The sequence below is a fragment of the Novosphingobium sp. 11B genome, assembly GCF_054589055.1.
On record NZ_BAAILP010000105.1, the window covers coordinates 46,614 to 53,134 of the forward strand.

Below are 6,521 nucleotides of genomic sequence, written 5' to 3' on the forward strand. Positions count from 1 at the left end.
TCCGCAGACTTTCGGGCGCGGTCCGCACCAGACCCCGCGCCGCTTCTACAGCCATGGTCAGGCTGTCCTCGTCCCAGCCAGCCAGCGCGCGGAAACCGCCGCGCGGCATGCCGAGGCCACTCCAGGAATATTCGCGGGCGATCGCCTTGCGGTCGACGCGCAGCGCGGGCAAGTATGCGCCCATCGCGGTTATACCGATCTGCACCCTATCCTCCGCAAGATCATTTTTCGGCTCTGCCGCTGCTTTCGCAGCGGCCTATCGTCGCAGCCTTCTTGACAGCGACGAATCATTTTGTAAACAGGTTCACAATTAGTGGCAAGGGCGATTTGGCACCCGTCAGGGCAGCACCCGGCCAAGGGAGCAGGACTTGGACATCTTCAAACAGGACGTGCTGGCCGGAAAGGCCATTCTGGTGACCGGTGGCGGCAGCGGCCTTGGCCGGGAGATCGCCCGTAGCCTCAGCGCGCGCGGCGCCGTGGTGCATATCTGCGGCCGTCGCCAGGCGCTGCTAGACGAAACGGCGGCGCAGATTTCGGCGGCGACCGGCGGCGCGGTCCATGCTCACGCCTGCGACATCCGAGATGCCGATGCAGTGGACGCGATGATCGAGGCGATCTGGCAGACGGGTCCGCTTTCCGGCCTGTTCAACAACGCCGCCGCCAACTTCATCGCACCGACCAAGGACCTGAGCGCCCGCGGCTTCCGCGCGGTGACCTCGACGGTGATCGACGGCACGTTCTACACTACGCTGTCGTGCGGCAAGCGCTGGATTCGCGACGGGATCGCGGGCGCGGTCGTCTCCAACCTGACGACCTGGGTATGGACCGGATCGGCCTTCGTGGTGCCGTCCGCCATGGGCAAGACTGCGATCGACGCCATGACCAAGTCGCTGGCGGTGGAATGGGGCCCTTACGGCATCCGCCTCAACGCTGTGGCCCCCGGCCCCTTCCCTACCGAAGGCGCGTGGGAAAAGCTCAATCCGATCCCGGACACGCAAAGCTCGGCCACCAATTGCGAGACGGTGCCGCTGCGCCGCTTCGGCGATATGCCGGAACTGTGCAACCTGATTACCTTCCTGCTGTCGGACGGTTGCAATTACCTGACCGGGCAGACCATCGCGATCGACGGTGCGCAGCATCTGGCCGGTCCCGGCACCTTCGCCGATCTCACCAACCTGACCGGCGAGCAGTGGGATGCAGCGCGCGCCGCTATCGCGGGTTCGGTCGCCAAGGAAAAAGCCCAACGGGGGAGCAACTGAGCCATGATCGAAAGATCCCTCTTCCAGCCCGAACACGAAATGTGGCGCGACACCGTCCGCAAGTTCATCGAGAAGGAAATCGTCCCCTTCCACGACCAGTGGGAAAAGGACGGCATCGTCCCGCGCGACGTATGGCTCAAGGCCGGTGAGGCCGGGATGCTGTGCTGCACGGTTCCCGAGGAATACGGCGGCATCGGCGCGGACTATCTCTATGACGTCATCGTCTTCGAGGAACTGTGGCGCGCGGGCACGAGCGGCCCGGGCTTCCTGATCCACACCGACCTCGTCGCCTCCTACATCCTCGCCTTCGGGACCGAGGAGCAGAAGCGCCAGTGGCTGCCCAAGATGGTCAGCGGCGAGGCGATCGGCTCGCTCGGCATGACCGAGCCGCACGCGGGCAGCGATCTCAAGGCGATCCGCACCCGCGCCGAACGCGACGGCGACGACTTCGTGATCAACGGGCAGAAGGTGTTCATCTCGAACGGCCAGCTGTGCGACGTGATCGTGCTCGCCACCAAGACCGACAGCGCCGCCGGGGCCAAGGGCACCTCGCTGTTCCTCGTCGATGCCAGCCTGCCCGGTTTCAACCGGGGCCAGAACCTCGACAAGCTGGGCATGAAGGCGCAGGACACCTCGGAACTGTTCTTCGACAACCTGCGCGTGCCCGCCAGCGCAATGCTGGGCGAGGAAGGCCAGGGCTTCGCGCTGATGATGACGAAGCTGTCGCAGGAACGGCTCGCCCAGGCGATCCGCTCGGCGACCGTGACCGAAACCGTCATCGAATGGACGGTGGACTACACCGCCGAGCGCAAGGCCTTCGGCCAGACCATCGGCGATTTCCAGAACACCCAGTTCGTGCTGGCCGACCTCAAGGCGCGTGCGGTGATGGCGCGGGTCTTCACAGACAAGTGCATCGACCTGTTCATGAAGGGCGAGCTTGATCCGGTCGATGCCGCGATGGCCAAGATGACCACCTCGGAGCTGCACTGCGAAACGGTCGACAAGTGCCTGCAATTGTTCGGCGGCTGGGGCTACATGTGGGAGTACCCGATCTGCCGCGCCTATGCCGACGCGCGCATCGTCAAGATCGCCGGCGGCTCCATCGAGATCATGAAGACCATCATCGCGCGTGAGATGTTCAAGGGCAAGCTTGCGCGCAAAGGGTAATGGAAACACGCTTACCTCTTGATGCGCGCGCAATTGCGGATAGTGCGGAAGGTTCAACTTCCGGAGTTTCCAGCGTGCCCAAGAATTTGGATTCCAACCTGCGTTTCGGGTTCCTGATCCACGACGTGTCGCGCATGCGCCGCATCGTCGTGGACCGGGCGCTCAAGCCGCTCGGCATCACGCGATCGCAGTGGTGGGTGCTGGCTTTCCTGTCGCGCCGCGACGGGATGACCCAGACCGCGCTGGCCGCCGACCTCGATCTCACCAAGGTGGCGATCGGTGGGCTGGTCGATCGCATGGAAGGCGGCGGCTTCGTGGAACGCCGGGCGGATGAACGCGATGCCCGCGCCCGCCGCATATACCTGACCAAGGCCGGCCAGAAGCTGGTCGCCACGATCAGGGAAGCGGTCGATGCGGTGGAAGCCGACATCATGAGCGTGGTGGAGGACGAAGAACTCGAGGGCGCCAGCGGCGTGCTCCTCAAGGTCAAGACGAGACTGATCGAACTCATCGGCAGCGATGCCGAAGGGGCCGGCGACATAGAAATGTAGCCGGTCATGAACAAACGGAGGTTGTTGTGAAAGGTTTGGAAGGCAAGGTCGCCATCGTCACCGGCGGCGGACAGGGCATCGGGCGCGCGCTCGTTCTCAGGCTCGCGGCGGAGGGGTGCAAGGTCGCCATCTTCGATCTCAGCCCCGAGGCGGGCGAAAAGACCGCAAAGCTCGCCGGAGACGCCGTGGTGCAGACCTGGCAGGTCGATGTGAGCGACTTCGAGGCCGTTCAGGCTGCCGTAGGTGCCGTTGAGGACACCCTTGGTCCCGTCTGGGCGCTGGTCAACAACGCCGGATGGGACAAGCCGATGCCCTTCCTCACGACCACCCCGGAGTTCTGGGACAAGGTCATCTCGATCAACCTCAAGGGCAATCTCAACACCCATTTCGCGGTCGCGGGCCGGATGGCGCAGCGCGGCGGCGGGCGGATCATCAACATCGCCTCGGACGCGGCGCGCGTCGGCACCAGCAACGAGGCGGTCTATTCGGCCTGCAAGGGCGGCCTCATCAGCTTCACCAAGTCGATCGCCCGCGAACTGGCGCGCAAGAACGTGCTCGCCAACTGCGTCTGCCCCGGCCCCACCAATACGCCGATGATGGCCTCGGTGCTGGGCGAAGGCGCCGACGCGGAGAAGTGGAAGGACGCGATGGTGCGCGGTATCCCCTTGAAGCGCATGGGAGAACCCGAGGACTACGCCGGCATCGTGGCGATGCTCGCGTCGGACGACGGCGCCTATATCACCGGGCAGGCCATTTCCGTCTCCGGCGGCATGAACATGGTCTGATCCGGCCATGTCGGATCAGGACACCACCCCGCCGCCGATCCCGGGAAACTGGGAAACCGGCATCGTTACCCGCACGGGAGCGTGGACGGTCGGCCAGATCTGGGTCGACTGGGCAGCGAAGCGCTACTGCCTGAAAGTCTCGGAAGATCACTGCAACGGCGTCGGCGGCATGCACGGCGGCGCCATGGCGACTTTCCTTGATGGGCAGGCCTTCGTCTACCAGGACCGCGAGGCCGCCGATCCCCATACGCCGACAATATCCTTGCAGGTCAATTACCTGGCTCCGCCCGTCGCAGGCGACTGGCTGGTTGCGGACGTCGTGCTGGTGAAGACCACGCGCACGATGATCTTCACCCAGGCGATCGCCACCGTCGGAGAGCGGGTGATGGCCAGCTCCCACGCGATCTACAAGAACAACGCAGGAAAGGACTCGCTATGAGCGAAGCACCCCAGTTCAAGCACGTGATCTACGAAGTGAAGGGCCGCGCGGCCTGGATCACGATCAACCGCCCCAAGCTCTACAACGCCTTCAATGCCCAGACGATCGAGGAACTGATCGCCTCGTTCAAGCTGGCCGCCGACGATCGCGGCGTCAGCTCGGTCGTGCTCACCGGCGCGGGCGACAAGGCCTTCTGCACCGGCGGCGACCAGTCGGCCCACGAAGGCCAGTACGACGGGCGCGGCATCGTCGGCCTGCCGATCGACGAACTGCAGTCGATCATCCGCGACATTCCCAAGCCCGTGATTGCCCGTATCAACGGCTTCGCGATCGGCGGCGGCAATGTCTTCGCGACGCTGTGCGACCTTTCGATCATGTCGGAATCGGCGAAGCTCGGTCAGGTCGGCCCCAAGGTCGGCTCGGTCGATGCAGGCTGGGGCACGGCGCTCCTCGCCCGCCACGTCGGCGACAAGAAGGCGCGCGAGATCTGGTTCCTCAACCTCCAGTATACGGCGGCAGAAGCGCTCGAGATGGGGCTCGTCAACAAGATCGTCCCGCACGACCAGCTTGATGCGGCGGTGACCGAGTGGACCGACATCCTCGCCCAGCGCTCGCCCACCGCGCTGGCGCTCGCCAAGCGCAGCTTCAATGCCGACAGCGACAACATCCGCGGCATCTCGATGCTGGCGCTCAATGCGGTGAAGCTGTTCTACGACACCGACGAGTCCAAGGAAGGCGTCCGCGCCTTCACCGAGAAGCGCGCGCCCGACTTCCACAAGTACGTGAAGTGACGGAATAGCAGATAGCAAATCAGCAGGTCCGGCCCGTGGCACCACGACGCATCACCGAAGACGATCTGGCCGCAGTCCTGCCGCCCGGTGGGCTGACGCTGGTTTCGTCGTGCAGCGCGGAATCGGATCTGCTGGCCGATATGGTCGCCGGGGGGGGAGATACCCTGGCGGCCATGCGGTTCTCCGGCATCTTCGTGCCCGGCCTCAACCGCCGGACATGGTCGGGAAGCAGCCGGAGCCGGGTGCTGACGTTCTTCCAGACGCCGCAGCTCAGGGCAGAACCCGAGCGGGTCGATTTCAGGCCGCTGTGCTACGGGCAGATATCCGCGCTCTATGCGGCCGAGCCGCCAAGCGCAGCGCTGTTCATGTGCAGCCCGCCCGATGAAAACGGAATGTGCTCGTTCGGGCCGGAAACAGCATTCATTCCCGATTTCTGGCGATGCGCCGGAACGCGGATCGCGCATATCAACCCCGCCATGCCGCGCACGGCAGGCGATCCGGGTATTCCCTTCGGCGAACTGACCGCTTTCATCGAGCAGGATCAGGTATTGAAAGGCACGCCCGCCGATCTTCCGGACCCTGTTTCGCGCGCGATCGCGGAACATGCGGCCCGATTCATAGAAGACGGCGCCACGCTGCAGACCGGCCTCGGCAAAGTGCCCGACGCCGTCCTCGATGCATTGCATGACCGCCGCGACCTGCGCCTTCATACCGGCCTCGTCGGCGACGGCGGGCTGCGGCTGGTGCGGTCGGGGGCCATGGCCCCGGGTTCGAGCGCCCTCGTCGGCGTCGCGATCGGATCGCCCGAACTCTACGCAGGGTTGGATGATCCCCATTTCCAGTTCCGACCGGCCTCGGTAACGCATGATCTGCGCATCGCGGGAGCCGCCGAACACTTCGTCACGGTGAATTCCGCGCTGGAAGTCGACCTGTTCGGACAAGTCTATTCCGAGGTCGGCCCCAAGGGCGCCATGTCGGGACCGGGAGGCGCCAGCGACTTTGCCGCCGCCGCCCGCCTGTCGCCGCGCGGGCTGCGCCTGATCTGCCTTCCCGCCGACGCGGCGAAAGGCACGCTGTCGCGCATCATCGACCCTGCCTCTGCACGCGGCCCGGCATCGCTGAGCCGGCTCGATACCGATGTGGTCGTCACCGAACATGGTGCCGCCGACCTGCGGGGCAAGAGCCATGATGACCGCGCCGAAGCCCTTATACGTATAGCCGCCCCCCAATTCCGCGATGTCCTGGCAGAAAGCTGGCGTGCGGTTTCGGATCGGCTCTGAGAACACAAGAGAGGATTATATGGCCAAGACCATCATCAGCTGCGCCGTGACGGGCTCGATCCACACGCCGTCGATGTCGCCGCATCTGCCGGTGACGGCCGACGAGATCGCGCAGAGTGCGCTTGAGGCGGCAGAGGCCGGCGCGGCGATCGTCCACCTGCACGCGCGCGATCCGCAGACCGGCAAGCCGGTGCACGAACCCGAAGACTTCGCGCCGTTCCTCAAGGTCATCAAACAGGCGAGCGACGT

Annotated in this window: 8 protein-coding genes and 1 pseudogene; 8 read left to right on the forward strand and 1 reads right to left on the reverse strand. The window is 65.0% G+C overall.

Going from position 1 to position 6,521, the window contains the following annotated elements:
- A pseudogene (locus ACYPYD_RS09600) lies at positions 1-205 on the reverse strand (hypothetical protein); the annotation flags it as partial.
- A 163-nt stretch (positions 206-368) separates the two neighbouring features.
- Between ACYPYD_RS09600 and ACYPYD_RS09605 the strand changes: the two are divergent.
- The 8 genes from ACYPYD_RS09605 to ACYPYD_RS09640 form a co-directional block, all read left to right on the forward strand.
- Positions 369-1,259, forward strand: a complete 891-nt coding sequence (locus tag ACYPYD_RS09605) for an SDR family oxidoreductase (protein ID WP_036525281.1) — start codon at positions 369-371, stop codon at positions 1,257-1,259.
- Between the two features lie 3 nt (positions 1,260-1,262).
- Entirely contained in the window at positions 1,263-2,426 is a 1,164-nt protein-coding gene (locus ACYPYD_RS09610; protein WP_036525283.1) for an acyl-CoA dehydrogenase family protein, read from the forward strand.
- 74 nt (positions 2,427-2,500) lie between these two features.
- Positions 2,501-2,977, forward strand: coding sequence for a MarR family winged helix-turn-helix transcriptional regulator (locus tag ACYPYD_RS09615; RefSeq protein ID WP_162177375.1), 477 nt, complete (start codon positions 2,501-2,503; stop codon positions 2,975-2,977).
- A gap of 26 nt (positions 2,978-3,003) precedes the next feature.
- On the forward strand, positions 3,004-3,762 hold the full coding sequence (locus ACYPYD_RS09620; RefSeq protein ID WP_036525287.1) for an SDR family NAD(P)-dependent oxidoreductase: 759 nt from the start codon (positions 3,004-3,006) through the stop codon (positions 3,760-3,762).
- A 7-nt stretch (positions 3,763-3,769) separates the two neighbouring features.
- Positions 3,770-4,201, forward strand: coding sequence for a PaaI family thioesterase (locus tag ACYPYD_RS09625; RefSeq protein ID WP_036525289.1), 432 nt, complete (start codon positions 3,770-3,772; stop codon positions 4,199-4,201).
- Entirely contained in the window at positions 4,198-4,992 is a 795-nt protein-coding gene (locus tag ACYPYD_RS09630) for an enoyl-CoA hydratase-related protein (protein ID WP_036525291.1), read from the forward strand. The genes ACYPYD_RS09625 and ACYPYD_RS09630 overlap by 4 nt, the downstream gene beginning before the upstream one ends.
- Positions 4,993-5,027: 35 nt before the next feature.
- Positions 5,028-6,272 (forward strand): acetyl-CoA hydrolase/transferase family protein, encoded by a 1,245-nt coding sequence (locus ACYPYD_RS09635; protein WP_051586802.1) that lies wholly within the window; start codon positions 5,028-5,030, stop codon positions 6,270-6,272.
- A gap of 19 nt (positions 6,273-6,291) precedes the next feature.
- Positions 6,292-6,521 (forward strand): 3-keto-5-aminohexanoate cleavage protein (locus ACYPYD_RS09640; RefSeq protein ID WP_459662912.1); only part of this gene is annotated, 230 nt, incomplete at its 3' end.

Coding starts and splice junctions, on each gene's coding strand:
- ACYPYD_RS09610 (WP_036525283.1), top strand. CDS start 1,263: ATGATCGAAAGATCCCTCTTCCAGCCCGAACACGAAATGTGGCGCGAC.
- ACYPYD_RS09625 (WP_036525289.1), top strand. CDS start 3,770: ATGTCGGATCAGGACACCACCCCGCCGCCGATCCCGGGAAACTGGGAA.
- ACYPYD_RS09630 (WP_036525291.1), top strand. CDS start 4,198: ATGAGCGAAGCACCCCAGTTCAAGCACGTGATCTACGAAGTGAAGGGC.